This is a genomic window from Bacillus sp. NTK074B (assembly GCF_017303375.1).
Classification (GTDB): Bacteria; Bacillota; Bacilli; order Bacillales; family Bacillaceae_B; genus Rossellomorea.
In genome coordinates, this window is sequence record NZ_JAFKOH010000006.1 from 231,877 (window position 1) to 249,643 (window position 17,767).

A 17,767-nucleotide genomic window follows, 5' to 3' on the forward strand; every position below is an offset into this window, starting at 1 on the left:
TCCTCCTTATCTATTCTTCATTGACCACGGTTAAGACTTCTCAGACAGACTCATCTCCCTTACCCTTTCCTCTCCGGTTATCATATTCTTTACCTTAAACTGATTCTTTCTTATCTCTTCTTCCCCAATGACGACAACATTTAGGAATCCTTCTCTATTTGCTTTCTCCAGAAGCTTGCCTAATTTCCGATTGCTCATCTCAAGTTCCACCGTATAGCCATTTTGCCGTAAGTCAGCAGCAACTCGTAAAGCCTCTTTCTCTTTTCCTAGTGGAATAATATAATAGTCAATTCCTGAAGTCTGCTGAACGTCTTGCCGGGAAGCGGTAATCGCTGCGTAAATAACATCCAGCCCAAAGGAGATGCCGACGGTCGAAATCGTTTCATCTGTTCCAAGTAGCCCACTAATGGCATTATCGTACCGTCCTCCGCTCCCTATGCTTGAAGTGATGGATCGGTCTGTTAAGAAGATTTCATAGATGGTTCCTGTGTAAATTTCCAATCCTCTTGCTAAAAAGGGATTGAATACACATTGTCCTGTTATACCCAGGTAATCAAGATAAGAGTGCAGTTCCTTTACCTCTTCTAACCCATCTCTGACGTTCGGGTTTTCTTTGGGATACGAGTCGAAATAATCAAGGCTGGTATTGTTTTCATCGGTTAAAAATTGTTCGATTGAGCTTCTGGTTGAGGCTGTGATCTGAAGTTCTGCAAGTTCTGCAACAACCGCTTTTATCCCTACCTTTTCAAGTTTATCCAGAATGAGGACAGCCCGGTTGAGATTGTCCGGTTCCACACCAAACCCCTCAAGCATGCCCATCAGAAGTTTTCGGTTATTATATTGGATGGTCACATCCATATCTAGCTTACCGAACGCATCCAGCGCCATCACCATCAGCTCAGCTTCCGCCACCTGTGAATCAACGCCCACAACGTCCACATCGCACTGGGTAAACTCCCGGAACCGTCCTGCCTTGATAGGTCCGTCCCTGAACACTTTTCCGATTTCATAGCGCTTGAACGGCATGGGGATGGTCGGGTTCATGGCTGCCACTTTGGCGAAGGGAATCGTCAGGTCATATCTCAGGGCTAAATCCCTTTCTCCCCTGTCCGTTAAGGTGTACATCTCTTCCAGGATTTCAGCCCCTCCCGCATATTTCGAGGCAAGCAGATCAGTGTAATTCAATATCGGTGTTTCGAGGGGCTTGCAGCCGTATTGGATGAACACGTCCTCCAAGGTCCGTCTGACTTCCCGTCTGATTCCTTCCGCTTCCGGTAAATAATCCTGTGTCCCTTTGACATTTTGGTAATCCATTTTCTTCATTTTCATCTTTCTTCTCCTCCTTTTTTCTTTTGGAAAACAAAAAGAACCGCACTTGATATAAGTGAAAAACTTAATCAAATGCGGTTCTATGGGAAATAACCTTCCTATGTGCGATTGTTTAAAAATCGGATAGCAAGGTTACTTGATATGATGATGGAATTGTATGAATGAGCGTTGCTTGTTGATGAAAGTCATGTGTATCCACCTCTTATTTCCACTTATGTTATCACGGGAGAAGATCGTTTTCAATAAACTTTGATGATTTATCAATATCTATTGATTTCTCTATTTAAAGGCGTCAATGATGAGAGAAGGAGCAACTAGCCTTTCTCCGTGATTTCTAGGATCATACTTCTTGGAACGGAAGATGACCCCGTCAGCACCATCCCATCCATTATCATGAAGATGTCCTTCTTCGTCAAAATACTCTAGTAAGCTCACTTCGAATCCAGCGGCCTCAAATACCTCCGTTAATAATCTATAGTTATAAACGATCTTATGACTGGCAGCAGGATGATCTTCGGGGCCGGGACCACCTATCTGCACAATACTCTGATAGGTTTCATCAGGAAAATACCCATCGGGTACCGCACAGCGAATGTATCCAGATGGCTTAAGGTACTTCATACATATTGTTGCTGCCTGTAGCCCTTCTTGGTAGGTAAGGTGTTCCCATACATGCTCAGCTAATATAGCGGAAATGGAGTTTTCTTTAAACATGCTTCTCCATGTTGATTCATCCAGTAAATCTACATCTTCTTCTTGAGTATGTAACCAACCAGGATTATTATTATATTCTCCTGCTCCAATGACGACTTTGAGATCTGTCTGGCTAGAATTCATTCAAGCTCTCCTCACTTAATCAATCTATTAAACACAATTTAGAGAAATATAGAATTTGTCCCATATATTTGGGAAAGTGTGTGGCGCATTCATGCTGAATTTTCAGATTGGTACGTTCTCTGCTCTGACTAATTGAGTTTTGAGGAATTCTTCATTTGAGCCATCGCCTTTAAAATTCTGTTTCTTAATTAATCAAATTTATTGATTAACCAGTCTTTTTGAATGATACTCTCCCCCTACTCAACTCAAAACAACCAAAAACCAGACGTGAATAAAGCAGCGAACAGTAAAAGATTAATACCTGTTTCCATTAATGTATAAATAGACTCTCTATTGTCACTGAACGCTTTCACTTCCACTAGTGCTTTCCATAAGTTCCTCACAATGAAAAAGAAGGCGACGATAAAATAGGGTTGAAAAAACCAGTATTCGCTATCGAAGTCATTCACGACATAAAGAATGAACCCTCCTGCCAATATTACTAAGGTAAGATACCTTAAAATTTTATCGCCTCTTTCATGTTCCTCATTGACGGTGTCGGAAGAAAAGAACGTCCTCTTTTTCACCCCGAGCCGCTTGCTTGCTATACGATGAAACAAGGTAACGGAAATGGTATACATCGCTATGATGAAGAGGACTTTCAGAAAAAGTGTCGTCATAAACCCCACTACCTCCCTCTCCTTTCGTCAGAATAAAAAAAGGATCAATACACTTCACCACCCCTGCTCAATACTTCGAATCCCTTAACACGAACCCTTCCTTTATAGCCGGCCACTCCTCATCAATAATCGAATAAACAACGGCATTCCTCACGTAGCCTCCTGACAAAATCCTTTCTTTCCTCAGGACTCCCTCTTTCACAGCGCCCATTCTTTCAATGGCTTTCTGAGAACGGAGATTCCGTTCGTCTGTTTTAAGCTGAACCCGTACCATTCCGAGTACTTCAAAACAGTATTGGAGGATCAGATACTTACAATTGGAGTTCACAAAAGATCTCTGATGGTCTTTGCTGTACCAGGTGGAACCGAGCTCACATGATTTATGAGAAAGATCAATTTGGAACAACCTCGTAGACCCAATGATCTTATTTTCTTTCTTCAATATTACGGAAAACGGTAAGGCAATCTCTTGTTCCCTCAACCCTATAGCAGCGGTGACCCAGTGTTCCATTTGTTCAAGGGTTGTAATCTCGGAAAGCATAAAACGCCAAATTTCGGAATCGTTTGCTTTAAGAAGATCGCCGGCATGCTGAGCCTCAAGGGGAATCATTTTAATTTTCTCGTTTTCCAACGTTGGTGGGGAATGAAAAATATTGGTTTTCATAAGTCCTCCTCTTTTCATGATTCATTCGTTGAGGTCCGTCCCTCACCGTAATGAACAGTAAATTCTTTTACAAAAACGGCATGGCCGCTTATTTGGACATCTATTTCATTGTTTCTTTTTAAGACTTGGACCTTTACTCGGCCGTCTTTGTTCATTTCTTGGCCTTGTTCGATCAGGAGAGAGTGAGAAGTTTGGTTTGATAGATATTCAGCATAATAGGCTCCCATCACGGCAGACGCCGTTCCAGTGACTGGATCCTCTGCGGTACCGGAATATGCAGAAGAAAAATGCCGGCCATGCATATCTGCCTCTTGGTCATGTGTTTCCATACAGAACGGGTGGACCGAGGCATGGGGAATTTCCGTTAAGATTAATGGAAACAATTGATTTTCAGGGTTCATCCTTCGGAAAGACTCCAGTGATTTGATAGGGACCAACAACGTCCAATTGCCGGTACTTCCGTAAACCATCGGCAAATCTTCATTGATATCCTCTTGTTTGAGTCCTATGGAATGAGCTAATTTTCCCAATGATCCATGAAACTCACGGAACTGAGGTTTAGCCTGTTTCATAGTGACCGTATTTCCGCTTTCCATCTTGATTGGGAGGATACCTGCTTTTGTTTCAATTGTATAATGTGATTTATCTTCCAATATCCCTCTATTTTTTAATGCATAAATGGTGGCGATGGTTCCATGACCACACAGGCTCATTTCATTCCCTGGTGTAAAAAACCTGATCCCAAGGTCGGCAACATCGGATGTTACTGGAAATGACGTCTCATTAAATCCGACTTTAAAAGCGATCTCCTGTTTCTCTTTATCTGTAAAGCTGTCTCCATGTAAGACGATTCCAGCTGGATTTCCTTTGTCGGGGATGGTTGTAAACGCGTCGTAGTGCAGAATGTTAGTCCATTTCATTGTTATCCTCCGTTCCCGTTTCTCCCCTTCTTTAGAAGGCACGTTCTCTCTATTAAAGCTGAAATCTATTGATAATCTTTTCAGAAACTTCTTCCGGACTCAAATCCGTATTATTGATCTTGATATAATTCTCTCTTTCTATTTCCCCTTCAATTGAATTCAGACGAAGTGTGTCCAAGGAAGCGAGCAAACGTTTCTCGGAGTCTTCAATATTACGCTTTGACGGTTTATGCTGCAGACGGTTCGGAGTAATGTTCCTTTGCAGCCTCACCTCGAGGTCGGATTCAAGCTCCACGAAATATACTTCTGCCCCGTTGGACTCGAAAATGTTTGAGACCTTCTCGACCCATTTCCAGTCCTCATCTTCGTTGAAGGCCCACATGAAGGTATAAATCATCCCGTACTGATCCGTTTTCGCGAAAGCTTCAAAGACTTCTTCTCTCAACAAGTTGCATATCCTCCACATTTCTTCGGTGAATCCAAAGAAGGGTTGGAGTAATTCGATGGTCATATGGTTATGAAATAGTTTCAGATCTGTTCTTTTTTCCAATTCTTGTCCTACCGTCATTTTCCCAACGGCTTGGGGTCCGAATAGTAGTATGAGTTTCAATGATATCCCCCCTCTTTTGTTGCTTTCCTATGAATTTGTTCTGATATCAGGGCTCTAATCGGACCTTTCCGTCTCTTTCTTCGCCATCTCGATGTTCTCAGAATGAATATTCTTCATTCCTTCAAAAAAAGCATACCGTTCCCGGCAAAAGGCTTCGATGTTGTCACTATCCTGTAAAAGGTTGTCTATATAATAGGTCGATTCATCCATTCTACGTTCCACTTCTGCAGGGTCCTCCGTCACCGAACCGTGACCTGGTACATGAATGTGGACCGTATGATCCCGCAGGATTGATTCTGCTTTTTTCAACGTATTCTTATAATCTATGTAACTGCTGAATATAAACGGAAACTCGACATCAGATAAATAGTCCCCTGATAAAAAGATACCCAAGGGCTCTACAACCGTGAAAAGACCATCGTGTGTGTGGCCCGGTGCTTTGTAAAATGTAAGTGAAAGATCACTCAGATCAAGCTTTTCACCATCATGGGATATTGCGTGGTCCACATGAGGAAAGTGGGGCACGTAGTCTCTTTTTATATAATACCGTTGATCGAACTGATGGATCTTTTGGACAATTTCGTTTTTATATTCATGATTTTTGAGTTCTTCCGTTGCGATTACCTTCGCTTCCGGGAAAGCACCGGATCCGATGATATGATCAAAATCACTGTGCGTGTAAATAATATATAGCTTCCTGTTCCAAAGTTCCCTATCCACATAGTCCCGAATGGCTTGGACTTCATTTGGAAGCCAATTGGGATCAGTCAGAATCATCACGTCGTCGGTTTGAATGACGGCGGAAGTGGTCTGATATAAAGAGCTTCTGAAAACAGTTAGATGATCATTTTTAAAGTGGATCATGGTTTCCTCCTAGAATTACGTATTATTCCATCTCATTCCCATACTTCTCAGGGAGCAATTCCAACACATTACACTTCACCAGTTCACCCCGATAAGAAAGAATGACATCAATTTGTGTCCCGTAATCGCTGATTAACTCCCTGCACATCCCACATGGAGCGACGACCCAGCACTTGTCGATATCTTCATGGGGGTGAGGATGAGCCACTGCCACGATTGTTTCAAATTCGTGGTCCCCTTCCGAGATGGATTTCCCGAGGGCCATTGCCTCTCCGCATACGGTGATCCTGCCGACGTTTGCTTCTACGTGGACAGCGGAATAAACGGTGCCCGACGCTGCTCTGACGGCTGATCCGATATGATGTCGACCATAGCGATAATTTGTTTCGATGACTCTTTCGGCTTCTTTAATTAATTCAAAGTCTTTTTCTTCTAATGGTTTTACGTTTAACATGGTGAATTCCTCATTTCATATTCTTTTTATAATCAATTCTGCTATCTCATCCTGCGTCATTTTATCCGTCAACTGAACTTCTCCCGTCACACCAAGGTAGTCCCCTGGAGTCCACCAGTCACGTAATGAATCTTCTCCGAATTCTGTATTTTTCCCACGCCCATTATGACGACGGACGGTTTCTTGAAACGATAAATCATAATAATATGTATGGGCATTCCCGTTATAGAAGCTGATCAGTTGCTTCAGCATGTCACCGTATCTCTGTTGAGTGAGGATCCCCTCTACAATGACCACTTCACATTTCCCTTTACCATATTCAGCAATCTGCCGGATCAAATCCAAAGACAGATTGCCGTCACGGTCCTGTACCTTCAACATGTCGCGTCTGACGACATCTTGTGAGACAAGGAGTGTCCCTCTGCCATAATGTTGTTGAAGACGTTTAGCCGTCGTGGTTTTTCCACTTCCCGAGTTTCCCCGGATGATGATTAGCGTTGATTTCATATTTCCTCCTTGTCATTTATCGTTTGATAGTATGTTTTTCTAATAAATCCTTTAATGCAGGCCTTTCGTTCCCATCCCTGCCGACTACATGCCTGGCCGTGATCAATGAGTTTAACACGGCTTCTTCCGTCGCTTCCCCTATCGCCCTGAAGGCATTGTCGATTTCTTCTTCATGAATCATAGGGACGGACATGCATTGAGACGTCTGGTCATGAGGGATCCTGGTCGCCGTCGAGAAGCCGATGGCCACTTCACCGCTCTCGGTTGTAATGATAGAACCAGTCCTGGATAGTCCTGTCACCGTCCGTTTGATAATCCGGTTGAGTTGTCTTTCGGATACAGGGAGGTCCGTCCCTGCAATGATGATGACGAATCCTTTGTGACGTTCCTCCCGTGATTCAATCTCCTTTAGGTGAATATTCCGAAAAATTCGTTCGTGTAAGATAAGACGAGTGTTACTGTCAGAAACGTTAACTGCGTAAGAATGAAATGGGAGATTCACTACCAATTATTCCAAAATATTGATGTAAACTCAATCCTTTCTTCCCTTGATGAAGCGGAAAAGCTCTTAAAGACAGCCGTTGCCCTATAATCATGCGAGCTTAAAAGGAAATCGTGCAGGTTTTGGAGTATTCATGCGGAAATGGCAAAAATCGTGCGGGTTTACACTTTATCATGCCGTTTATGGGAAGAATCGAGCAACAGTGTCGCATTTCCTTTAAACAGGAGCATTGGAACATAAAGCATTCAGCAGAAAAAAACGGCTTTGACCCATGTTGGTCTAAGCCGTTTCATCAATACGGGGGAATTCGATGACAAACTCTGTACCGACGCTTTCTTCACTTTCCACTTTAATCCGTCCATTGAACGATCGGATAATTTGAAAGCTGACCATCATGCCAAGCCCCGTCCCCTTTTCCTTCAGGGAATAATATGGGGACCCAAGACGCTCGATCTGTTTGTGATTCATGCCGCTCCCCTGGTCTTTAATGGTGAGCCTGATCTGCCCATCATCCGTTTGTCGACAGGTCGTCCAGAGGATCCCACCCTGTGACATGGATTCTACTGCATTTTTCAAAATGTTGATCAAGGCCTGATTCAATTTTTGAGGGTTCGCCTCCATCCAACAGCCATCCTCTATATCAGATTTAAATTCAATCTGCTGATTCAAGCTGAAGCTTTGGATGATGGTGACAGCACGATTCAATTGTTCACCGGCATTGATCTTTCCGTAGGTATTTAAGGAAGGCTTGCCGAACGAGAGAAAATCACTGATGATTTCATTGGCACGGTCTAATTCTTCAATCGATACGCTGATATATTCCTTTTTATGAGGAGGCAGTCCAGGTTCATTAAGGATCTGAAGGAATCCCCTGGCCACCTGCATCGGGTTCCGGATTTCATGAGCGAACACTCCGGTCAGTTCGCTGATCAACCGGAATTTGTCGGCATCCTGAACCTGAAGCCTTAGCTGGTGACTTTCCCGGATCTTTTCGATGAGAAGCGTGGAGAATAAGGTAACCGCAACGGTAAAAAGAAGGTGGATGCTTTGCACCTTCAATTCAGCACTTGAAAATCCATTCACCGCACCTGACACGGTTATACCGCAAAGACAATAAAAGAGGGATAAACCACCTGCCAGCAGCACTTTTCGATCTCTTTTCACTTTGACGAACAAGCGCTCTGCGAACAGTATGAAAGGAAGGACGATGACTAACATCAGGACCGTCGTATAGAAACCTGTACTGATACCGAAGGAAAGGCGATAAAGGATGATCAGGACCGTCAGAAACACTCCCGGCAGCGCGCCCAGATACAACATTCCGAGAAGAAGCGGGATAAATCGGATATCGAGGCGCAGCCCTTCCCCATATTCCACCGGGAAGGACATGCAGAGCAGGATGGACACTCCCCATAACAGGGTCATAACCATCTTAATGGTCCGTCCCTCCTTTACCTTCTCCAGAATAAAGGTGAAATAACTGAATATCGGTATGACGATCAGTGTCAATTGCAGCAGGAAATCTTTTACTATACTCATTTGGGCATCATTCGCCTTCTGTTCTATATACTTCTTAATTTTAGCAAAAGTCAGACAAATTTAAAACTTAAAGGAAATAAGATAAAAAACACGATCGCGCCCACGCCCAAAGGAATGAAAAAACAAAGAATGCTTACAACCCGTAATGCAATATAATACCGATCCGTTTTCATGAAGCGGAATCTTCGATTGAGCAGATGAAAAGCAGTGTGGATGATAAAACATATAAGCAAAAAAACGAGGAGCACCCCGATCGATTCCACCAAAAAAACAGGCAGAGCAATGTCCCCGCTATCGGTATACATGCCGGTGACGGTCACGAAAGCAAGTGATAGCAGAAAGAATGGGACGGTAATAAAAAGAAGCAGCTTCATTGTGTAGAACGTTTCTTGCATATACCGGCGCCCCCCTTATCGCACCCTGAAAATATCATCCGCCCTGCCGACTGGATTCTCAAGAAGAAGGTAATAGTCTTCCGCCTTCCAATATCTCCGTTCGTACTTGGCGATTCTTTCCTGTTCATCCCCAAGATAGACGTCCCGCCTGATGACCCTTTCGACTCGTGTTTCTGAGGGACAGTCCAGGAAGATCACATAGTCAAAGAATTCACGCCATTCTTTCCTCTGGAGGAAGACACCTTCGATCAGGATGAGGGTGTCTTTCGTATAGTGAAATTCCTTCTGAACAATCGTATCAGTGGAAGAATCATAGAAAAGTAAAATGATTTCCAGGTTATGATGCAGCTTTTGAAACAAATCTGTTGTGAGGGATGCGATGTCCCATTGAAGGGCGTAGTATTCATGCCATTCTTCGTTCCCCGTCCCGTATCGGCGGCTCTTTTCCACAATGTAATCGTCCAAGTGGAGAATGGATGCGCTATACTTGATTTCTCTTTTTAACGCTTCTGCAAACGTCGATTTACCGGCCCCTCCCAGCCCATCAATTCCGACAATGAATGGACGGTGTTGGGAACATCTTTTATGATAATGGGTGAGAAATGTCTTCATCATTATATCAAACGGATCATTCATTCAATTCCACACCTTTCTGCTATACGTCCCTCTTTTTATCATTCCTTTCCCCCTTCCAATTATTTCAAAAAACTAAAAAGAACTCAATTCTTTTTAAAAAGAGAATTGAGTTCCTGCATAAAGAATCACGTTACATGTTCTTTGCCTTTTGAGTCGGCCACTGAATTACTTTTTCCAAGATGCATTGATAGAAATATATGAGGACGGCCAATGACAGGATGATCAAGTAAAAGAACAGATTGCTCATCTTCCGTAATTTAAATGCGCCCATTTTATCATAGAATTTCACAATCGGGAAAGCCAGTAGAAAATCAATCAGAGCATTTAAGGCAACATACTTTCTAAAGTCACCAAAGGTCCATTTAAATACCCACAGCGTTGTGATGAAAAACATTCCCCCTACAAAAGGAAGATCGATTTTGGTCTTTTTTAAAATGAAAGGGTCCGCTTTCCACCATTTCTTATTATTGGCGAAGATACTGAGGATACTCCATATGATATTCGTAAACAGGGCGACTGAAGTAAAGCGAACAAACACGTTTTTCCCGAGGTATGGTGCGCTAAACCAGGGAAGAACCAAAGTACAGGTAGATAATATCTTTGAGTTCTTACTAGACACGATATGGCCTCCAATAGTCGATTAGATAATAGTTGTAACGTTCTCCTAAATAAGGAATTTTATGTATCAGCAGCATTTTTTTCATTAAAAAGGGTCTGTCCTTCTCCACGCCTAACGTGTCGTTGGACAGACCCTTTTCACTTGATCTTATTCTTCTGTATCATAATCATGATGACCTTTATGATCGTCATGCTCTCCATCATCCTCATTGTATCTATGGTGGTTCCTACTATGGTCTTCTTTCGAGTCCACACCAGGAATTCCGGAGATATATCCGACACCGCCTGTTTCCATGATGCCAAGCGTATCTTTCATGGCCTGCTCTAATTCTGTTTTATCAACGGCTGTGATTTCTTTCTCATCAAGATCCGCCCCTGGATGTTGATAGTTGCTTAGGATATAATTCGAGTCCTTCATGGAACCCACCGCTCGTAATCCGGTTGCTTCTGCTCCGACCGGAACGGAAAGGATTCTGGAAAGCTTCTTGGTTTGTACATCGTACGCCCACACGAAGTTGTTCGTGTGCATACCGCTGTCTTCTCCGATGAAGAGGGTATTTAGATCTTCTGAGAAACTCAGGTTGTCAGGGTTAGCTACTAAATCAGGGTTTGCCGTGTTTCCTAGTGCATCCGGAGAACCAAGGTCCTCTCCTAATACAAATCCGCTCATGCTGGCAGGAACATAGCCACTGTCAATTTTCTCATCGTCACGATCCGTTTGACCTTCTTGGAGATTCAATTCATACGTGACACCTGATTCAATCTTCGGAAGTTGAATGTCGTCCTGAACGGCTCCATCCTGCTTTTCCATGCTTCCTTCTTGATAAGAGATGGCCATGTACGCTTTATGATCTTCCGCGTTGACGGCAAGTCCCTCCATTTTGTTGAATTCAGAAGTCGCACCAAGGATGGCTCCGTAACGGCGCGGTTCTAAGAATGCTGCCGCTTTTTCCATGCCTGGTTTCACTTTTAGATATTCAACAGAATCATGTGAGTTCGTCATAACAGGCGTAAACCCTTCAGTAGGCTCTTCGGTTGTTTCAAAAATATCGCTGAATGTCACTCCACTGTCGATCATGGCTTTGATTTCTTTGTCGGTACCGTGTCCAAGCTTGATCCAGTTTAGATCACCAGACCCGCCTTTTTCTGTACCTGTTTGGTTGAACTTAGCCGCATATAGAGTTCCAGCTGAGAAATCTTCTGCTTTATCGGCTACATACATGAACATCATCGTATTGCCACCGTCGTCACCGAAAATGGCCGTCCTGTTATCCGGAAGGACCTGCATCATTTCATGGGAGAAGCGGCCTGTGCTGTAATGCTTGACGACAGAAGGCTTACCATCATGTGAGACGGAGATTTCCGGGATCCATCCGTAATTGTAAGGATTTGCTTTTGATTCATCATGGAAGTAATAGTTCGCAAAGTTGCTGACTTCTTTATAGGCATCGGAATCTTTGTTTTCAAATTCTCTTGCATCCGGCTCATATTCCTCTGAACCAAGGTGCGTGCCCCAATCCGTTGTGGATCCGTTACATGGATTCCACAGTCCATTTACACTTGAGAAATCAATCTTATGTGCTTCTTTCACCGAAAGCTTGCCCGTCTTTTTATCATGGTCAAGTTCAGATAGTGTCATGGACGCAGGAAGGCCAGAAATCTCTTCGCCTGCATTGTTTTGGGAATCGTATTCAAAGTGAGAAATCATGAATGATTGGTTCCCCTTCGTCAGAAGACTGTTCGAATCCGGTGCATCTGAAATGAAGTAGGAAGGATTTGCTGGAACGCTTTCGTCCATGATCGGATCTCCGTTCACATCGATCGGAGTACCTGCTGGAATCATTTCTCCTTTATTGTCGACGATTTTATCTTTTGATAGGTAGAGTTGGTCATAGTTAAGAGGCAGCTCTTTCACAGTCCTGTCTTTATAGGTCACTTTGACTGTTGCTGTTGTATACGTTTTTACCATATTTTTAATGTTGTCAGGAGCTTTCATGGAAGAAAATTCAACACTTTCAATTTTCTTGTGTGAGTCTTTCTTTTTGCCGTGGTCCTCATTGTCGTGAGCCATGGCTGCTAAAGATGAAGAAGCCAGTAGCGCCATCGATAATCCGATTGATAGTCTTTTTTTCATCTGATAAAACCTCCTACTGTATTTGCTACTACTCTAGTAAAACATGGAATGTTTAAGTCAGTATGAATACAAGTGGGGGAAATTAAAATCTAAGTAAATATTCGTTTACGGTATGATAACAATTCATATGCATAAAGTCATGGGTTATTTAGGGGATGGTGATGGAGAGAGGCAACCTCCAGAATATTCCCCTCAGGGTCGATTATGTAAAAAACTGATCCTTCTTGAGATCTCCTCGTCTGAAAGTGGCGCGTTTCCAAGAGGCGATAGTATAGAAAAATCCGGGAAGGGTCCGACTGCTTGATCGCGTTTGAGAGCTCCTTAATCAAGTGCGGATTGGAGAATTCCGGAACAGGCAGATCTTTCGGAGCGGCATTCAGTTTTTTTCTGGAACGATGAAGAGCTGTCTTGATGGACTCATCACGGACCCTGAGCATAGCGGCGATTTCCTTAGTCTTATAGTTAAATACATCTTTCAGGGTTAAGAGCATCGCCTGTTGCAGGGGGAGTGAAGCAAGTATGATTTCAATCAAAGCGTCGAATTCGGAAGGGTCGCTTACTTCCCGAATGTCTTCATGATGAAAAAGAAACTCCTTCTTCTTTCTTTTCTCATCGATAAAAAGGTTTTTGGCCACTTTGTATAGAAAAGAGAAAGTGAACTCCCGACCGGGATCGGACTTTTTCAGCCGGTAGATTTTCAACAGCGTGTCCTGTACAAGATCTTCTGCCTGCCAGGATGAGCCTGATAGTTTCAAGCAATATCGATACAGTTTGCTGACCGTTTGTTCCAGGTCTTCAAAAATCATTCCAGCCACCTCACATTTTTTGTAACTTTTTCTTCATTATATTCGTTATACATAGGAATTTCATTTATAAGGAGAGGATACGATGTTTAAAATTGGAAGTGTATTTGTCCCTGTCACGAATCTTGAGAAATCATCCGCCTGGTATGAGGAGCATTTAGGCGTGAAGAAAATCGGTTCATGGGATGGGGGTGCAGGGTTTTACCTCCCAAACGGTTCGACCCAATTTGGCTTGATCGAAGTGGAAACCCCTCAGCCGACGGAGTTTGTCATTAAAGGAAAGCAGAAGAACAGCTATTTCAACTTTGTCGTTGAGGATGTCGATGCGATTCATAATGAATTGAACGGGAAAGGAGTAGTGACAACGGAAATCGACGACTTTGGCGGGATGCGCTTTTTTGATTTCTTTGACCCTGATGGGAATCCGTTCAGCGTGGTGAGCGAGGTAGAAGGATCTCCATTTCACTCGGATCATGTGAAAAAGCTTCAGGAAATGAATAGCTGAGGAAAGAAAGGTGACCGGAATCCCGGTCACCTTTTCATTCTGATTCAACGGCCGTTTCGAGTGCATCGAATGGCTCTTTGTCTTTCGATGTAATGGTATAGATGGCCTTCCCTTTCTGCCACTTCACAACCGTTTCGGGATGTTCCTTGAATCCGCCTTTAACGTATGTATACCACGTTAAAACACATTTATTCAATAAAAGATGGAAATAGAGTTATTACCTGGCTAATGAAGGGTATGGATACATGAGTATAAAAGCGGAGGTGTTTTCATGAAGATGAATAAACTGGATTTGATGACCTGTTTACTATCCAGGGACCACCATTCTTTCAAGAAATTTTATCAGGATTATGAAGCATTTATGTTCCGGACAGGCTATAGGGTGACAGGATGCAGGACGTCTACGGAGCAGTTGATCTTGATGGTGTAAGAAATATATGGAATCAACCCTCTGTCATTTCCAGATCATCGGACCGCTACTTATCGGTTATTTTGCAGAAATTAATGGTAGATCATCGATGAGACTGTCCTTTTAATGGATAAATAAAAATCCTTGAATCGAAGAGTACAGGCAAAGGAAGCCGGCTGAGAGTAATAACCACCCTCTCCCCCTTATGGTCTTTTTGAAGTTCTTCTATTACCACGATTCCAGCGGACAGACTAAGCATCAACATCATGTGTTCAATCCATATACATTCCTTCCTGGTGGTCAAGTCCATTATTTTTGTACGAATTTAGTATCATGATTCTTGGCCATTTTATATTCCTGCACTGACCTGGCCAGCATAATAGCCATCCCTCCTATTAAATAGAGGGGTTGCCAGTTAAATGAATCTTTAATGACCATATCCTTGATCAGAATAAAGCACCCATACAAAATCCAGAAGCATGTAAAGCCGGTAGCAAACAACCAGAATTTCGGATAGATTTTTTCTTTTGTCATTTTTTCACCTCAACCATTCTATTTTATCAAGTAGCATATCTCACATATCGGATTCTTTTAGCTGGTTCATCCTTGACACGTTTTATTCAACAAGTAAAAAAAGCCGACTCCCCAAATCCCAAAAAGTCGAATGATATTTCTGAACAGATTAAACATACATAACCAGTCCATTGACTATGCCTCTCTTCTCTCTTTCTTCATCGTATTGAGAGAAAAAATCAGCCCCGTAAATCCCCCTGTAAAAGAAGGCAGCAGACTCCACATTAGATATCCCCATTTTTCTGTGTACACAGATACGATAAGGAACAGAACGGGAAAACCGACTAGAACGATGAGTGATACAATCAGTGCCTACTTACTTCTATTTTTCATATTGAACCGCCACTTATCTACTTTACCCCCTTGATTTTAACATCATTTTCCTGATTATAGACACTTTGTTTCTCCATAAAAAAGAGATGCTTTTCTTTAATAAAGAAAAGCACCCGCTCCTTACTTTTTAAACAAAAGGAATAAAATAACAAAAATGAGCAGAAAGAGAAACAAGAGATATCCCATCCCCATGCTGTATACGAAATACACCCTCACGTGGAGGATGATCCGGACGATGTGAAAGATCAGGATGCAAAAAAGCAACAGGATGACGATATTGACCTGCCTGTCTCGATTTCGATACATAGCCATCAGCTCCCATCAAAGAGCCCCTGGTACAAGAAGGAACTCGTACCATATGTCTTTCTATATACCTATTTCCCTACTAAGCTCATTATTCATGAAACCAATGATTAGAGTTGCAGGGTCGCATCCAGTTCTTTATTCAGGCGAGAAAGCTCCTGTTCCAACTCATCTAATTTCCTTTGTTGTATATCCGTGTTTCTTCCGAAGGATTCGAGCTTCTCAAGGTCCCCCTGGATGCGGATATAATCGAGTTTCACTTCGTTTATTTGGTATTCAAGCTCTGTTTTGTTCATCATGATTCCTGCCTTTCAGTATGTAGTGATACCGCTATTATCAATCAAAGTTCAACTAAATTAAAGTAATAAGTCAAATGAATACCCGATTACAATGAACGTCATAAAAGTAGTCAGTCCCAAAAGCGTCATCCTATATTCTTTCTCATCGCCTCTCCACTGCATGTAGGCGTCAAATGAAAAGATGACCATGATATGTAGCAAAATACCAGATGAATTGGAAAATGTCATTATGAATGATGTTCATAGTCGTCTTCTTCCTGTATGTATTTTTCCAAAAATCCGTCCTGCTCCTTTTCTCATCTATTTCCTCCCGAACATATACACATTCGTGGTAGCCGACACGTTATTAATAATGCTTAAGGCGAAGATCGTGCCAAGTACGGAGCTGCCCCCATAACTGAGCATCGGAAGTGGGATCCCTGTAATCGGGACCAGTCCGATGACCATTCCCACATTTTCAAAGATATGAAAGGTCAGCATGGAGATGACGCCGGCCCCGATGAGGATTTCATAGTGACCTTTATTTCTCAGTACGATGGTGATGATTTTATAAATCAACACGAAATACAGGCACAGGACAATGGACGATCCGATAAACCCGAATTCCTCTCCAATGACCGTGAAGATAAAATCGGAGTGGGCTTCAGGAACAGCCACTTGCCCGTCGTTAAACCCTTTCCCCGTCATCTTGCCCGATCCCGATGCTAGGATAGACAATCTCAACTGATAACCTATCCCCTGACCGGTTCCGAACGGATCAAGCCAAGAGTAGATTCGATCCAGCTGATACTGACCCATAAATGCTAACAATATTTCCGGACGGTAAATGAACACCCACACCAGTGAAGCGATACTTGCTACCCCAAGAAATGATAAGAGCATGAGGATATATTTATTGATCCCTGATATAAAAATCATTCCGATCATGATGCACATGATCACCATCCCTGTTCCCGCATCTGGCTGCTTCAGGATCAGCGCCAGGGGTATAAAGGTGACGGTCACGACTTTAACCAATAAAAGAGAATCCGAAGACAATGTCCTTTCTTCCACCTTTTCATTATGCCGTGAAATGACATGGGCCAAGAAAAGAATGAGAAAGACCTTCATGAATTCCGAAGGCTGTAGAGAACCGAATCCAGGGATGGAGAACCATGCCTTCGTCCCTTTAATGATCGGCGCGATGCTTGAAGGGGCAACCATCAGGAACGCCAGCAACAGGACACCGAATCCATACAAAAATGGGGAGAGCCTCCTCAGCTGTTCAAAATCGAAGTAGTACACGATGGAAGTCAAGATCGCCCCTCCGATGAACCAGATACTTTGCTTCATGGCGAAATTCTCTTCGTAGGGTAAATATTTTTGCGCACTGTAGATCGAGACGCAACTGATGATCATGAACACAAATACAAGAAACATTAAATCCAAATCGAGTTTTTTCCATTTACTGTTTTCCATAAACCCACCCACCCTGTCCTTCCAACATTACGTTTCTCCCATTCCCGTCCCCAGAATCACTACATACAAAATGGAAACAGTTAATAATACGGCAAACGTTAACCCCACGAGGGCAAACCCGTTTTTTTCATTTCGTTTTCTGAGAGCAATGATACTTAAGACAATGGAAATCGGAGCACCGATGAAAAGGGTATAAAAGATCGTATAAACGACGGATCGATCGTGGATGGTTGAAACGATGAACAAAAGAACAAACAATGCGAGCGGGATTCCAGCTGACACATAACTGAGCCATGAGTATCTTTTCACAGTGATGACCGCCTTTCTAAAGAACTCTCTTCTTAATAGACGACTGTAGGAGTAAAGAAGTTTCATGTTTATCCACTCTTTCCCATTTTAGTAGAAAATCGTGAAAG

At 42.8% G+C, this 17,767-nt stretch carries 23 protein-coding genes; 2 read left to right on the forward strand and 21 right to left on the reverse strand.

Annotation, left to right across the window (positions count from 1 at the left end; genetic code table 11):
* Positions 1-30 precede the first annotated feature (30 nt).
* The 16 genes from JI667_RS12335 to JI667_RS12410 form a co-directional block, all read right to left on the reverse strand.
* On the reverse strand, positions 31-1,323 hold the full coding sequence (locus JI667_RS12335) for a histidine--tRNA ligase (protein WP_280515490.1): 1,293 nt from the start codon (positions 1,321-1,323) through the stop codon (positions 31-33).
* Between the two features lie 285 nt (positions 1,324-1,608).
* On the reverse strand, positions 1,609-2,166 hold the full coding sequence (locus JI667_RS12340) for a class I SAM-dependent methyltransferase (RefSeq protein ID WP_206854061.1): 558 nt from the start codon (positions 2,164-2,166) through the stop codon (positions 1,609-1,611).
* Between the two features lie 245 nt (positions 2,167-2,411).
* Positions 2,412-2,825: a DUF4181 domain-containing protein gene (locus JI667_RS12345; protein ID WP_206854062.1), complete on the reverse strand. Its 414-nt coding sequence runs from the start codon at positions 2,823-2,825 to the stop codon at positions 2,412-2,414.
* A 67-nt stretch (positions 2,826-2,892) separates the two neighbouring features.
* Entirely contained in the window at positions 2,893-3,489 is a 597-nt protein-coding gene (locus JI667_RS12350) for a GNAT family N-acetyltransferase (protein ID WP_244668305.1), read from the reverse strand.
* A gap of 14 nt (positions 3,490-3,503) precedes the next feature.
* Positions 3,504-4,409: a PhzF family phenazine biosynthesis isomerase gene (locus JI667_RS12355; protein ID WP_206854081.1), complete on the reverse strand. Its 906-nt coding sequence runs from the start codon at positions 4,407-4,409 to the stop codon at positions 3,504-3,506.
* 52 nt (positions 4,410-4,461) lie between these two features.
* Positions 4,462-5,019 carry an AAA family ATPase gene (locus tag JI667_RS12360; RefSeq protein WP_206854084.1) on the reverse strand — a complete coding sequence of 186 codons (558 nt, stop codon included), beginning with the start codon at positions 5,017-5,019 and terminating at the stop codon, positions 4,462-4,464.
* A 54-nt stretch (positions 5,020-5,073) separates the two neighbouring features.
* A complete protein-coding gene (locus tag JI667_RS12365; protein WP_206854087.1) occupies positions 5,074-5,883 on the reverse strand; it encodes an MBL fold metallo-hydrolase in 810 nt (269 codons plus the stop codon).
* Between the two features lie 22 nt (positions 5,884-5,905).
* Positions 5,906-6,337, reverse strand: coding sequence for a cytidine deaminase (locus tag JI667_RS12370; RefSeq protein WP_206854090.1), 432 nt, complete (start codon positions 6,335-6,337; stop codon positions 5,906-5,908).
* Between the two features lie 15 nt (positions 6,338-6,352).
* Complete coding sequence (locus JI667_RS12375) at positions 6,353-6,844, reverse strand: kinase (RefSeq protein ID WP_206854092.1); 492 nt, start codon at positions 6,842-6,844, stop codon at positions 6,353-6,355.
* 16 nt (positions 6,845-6,860) lie between these two features.
* Positions 6,861-7,346 carry a P1 family peptidase gene (locus JI667_RS12380; protein WP_368077905.1) on the reverse strand — a complete coding sequence of 162 codons (486 nt, stop codon included), beginning with the start codon at positions 7,344-7,346 and terminating at the stop codon, positions 6,861-6,863.
* 279 nt (positions 7,347-7,625) lie between these two features.
* A complete protein-coding gene (locus JI667_RS12385; protein WP_206854096.1) occupies positions 7,626-8,885 on the reverse strand; it encodes an ATP-binding protein in 1,260 nt (419 codons plus the stop codon).
* Positions 8,886-8,935: 50 nt separating this feature from the next.
* A complete protein-coding gene (locus JI667_RS12390; RefSeq protein WP_206854099.1) occupies positions 8,936-9,280 on the reverse strand; it encodes a hypothetical protein in 345 nt (114 codons plus the stop codon).
* Between the two features lie 15 nt (positions 9,281-9,295).
* A complete protein-coding gene (locus JI667_RS12395) occupies positions 9,296-9,916 on the reverse strand; it encodes a kinase (RefSeq protein ID WP_244668306.1) in 621 nt (206 codons plus the stop codon).
* A gap of 130 nt (positions 9,917-10,046) precedes the next feature.
* Positions 10,047-10,535 carry a hypothetical protein gene (locus tag JI667_RS12400; protein ID WP_206854102.1) on the reverse strand — a complete coding sequence of 163 codons (489 nt, stop codon included), beginning with the start codon at positions 10,533-10,535 and terminating at the stop codon, positions 10,047-10,049.
* Between the two features lie 147 nt (positions 10,536-10,682).
* Complete coding sequence (locus tag JI667_RS12405; RefSeq protein WP_206854104.1) at positions 10,683-12,668, reverse strand: PhoX family protein; 1,986 nt, start codon at positions 12,666-12,668, stop codon at positions 10,683-10,685.
* 137 nt (positions 12,669-12,805) lie between these two features.
* Positions 12,806-13,474, reverse strand: coding sequence for an RNA polymerase sigma factor (locus JI667_RS12410; protein ID WP_206854107.1), 669 nt, complete (start codon positions 13,472-13,474; stop codon positions 12,806-12,808).
* An 82-nt stretch (positions 13,475-13,556) separates the two neighbouring features.
* On the opposite strand from JI667_RS12410, the gene JI667_RS12415 reads away from it, so the two are divergent.
* Positions 13,557-13,976: a VOC family protein gene (locus JI667_RS12415; RefSeq protein WP_206854110.1), complete on the forward strand. Its 420-nt coding sequence runs from the start codon at positions 13,557-13,559 to the stop codon at positions 13,974-13,976.
* Positions 13,977-14,247: 271 nt separating this feature from the next.
* Positions 14,248-14,406 carry a hypothetical protein gene (locus JI667_RS12420; RefSeq protein WP_206854111.1) on the forward strand — a complete coding sequence of 53 codons (159 nt, stop codon included), beginning with the start codon at positions 14,248-14,250 and terminating at the stop codon, positions 14,404-14,406.
* Between the two features lie 288 nt (positions 14,407-14,694).
* On the opposite strand, the gene JI667_RS12425 is transcribed toward JI667_RS12420, so the two are convergent.
* The 5 genes from JI667_RS12425 to JI667_RS12445 form a co-directional block, all read right to left on the reverse strand.
* The gene (locus JI667_RS12425) at positions 14,695-14,919 is read right to left on the reverse strand and encodes a hypothetical protein (RefSeq protein ID WP_206854114.1); all 225 of its coding nucleotides are present in this window, start codon (positions 14,917-14,919) and stop codon (positions 14,695-14,697) included.
* A gap of 492 nt (positions 14,920-15,411) precedes the next feature.
* Positions 15,412-15,597, reverse strand: a complete 186-nt coding sequence (locus JI667_RS12430; RefSeq protein WP_206854129.1) for a hypothetical protein — start codon at positions 15,595-15,597, stop codon at positions 15,412-15,414.
* A gap of 107 nt (positions 15,598-15,704) precedes the next feature.
* On the reverse strand, positions 15,705-15,893 hold the full coding sequence (locus JI667_RS12435; RefSeq protein WP_306465459.1) for an SE1832 family protein: 189 nt from the start codon (positions 15,891-15,893) through the stop codon (positions 15,705-15,707).
* Between the two features lie 300 nt (positions 15,894-16,193).
* Entirely contained in the window at positions 16,194-17,351 is a 1,158-nt protein-coding gene (locus tag JI667_RS12440; protein ID WP_206854131.1) for an FtsW/RodA/SpoVE family cell cycle protein, read from the reverse strand.
* A gap of 27 nt (positions 17,352-17,378) precedes the next feature.
* Entirely contained in the window at positions 17,379-17,726 is a 348-nt protein-coding gene (locus JI667_RS12445) for a hypothetical protein (RefSeq protein ID WP_206854134.1), read from the reverse strand.
* Positions 17,727-17,767: the final 41 nt, after the last annotated feature.